Annotated in this window: 1 protein-coding gene; it reads right to left on the bottom strand. The window is 59.6% G+C overall.

Going from position 1 to position 255, the window contains the following annotated elements:
- Positions 1 to 255 (bottom strand): transposase (locus ACRXB1_RS37785; RefSeq protein ID WP_449494984.1); only part of this gene is annotated, 255 nt, incomplete at both ends.

Genomic DNA, 255 nt, shown 5'->3' with positions numbered 1-255 from the left:
GACTTGCCTTGGGCACAAAGCTCTTGTGCCCGGCCCATGCCTGAATCAACGTGCCGTCGACGCTGAAGTGTTCCCCGGAGAGATACCCGCGCTCGCGCGCGGTCTCGACTGTCTCGTTGAAGAGCAATACCAGCACGTCGTGTTCGAGCAACCGGTCGCGGTTCTTGCTGAACGTCGAGTGGTCCCACACGGTCCCGTCCATCGGCAAGCCGACGAACCAGCGGAACAGCATGTTGTAGGAAATCTGTTCTACCA

It is taken from the genome of Caballeronia sp. M23-90, from assembly GCF_053574605.1.
This window is presented reverse-complemented; position numbering and strand designations above follow the sequence as displayed.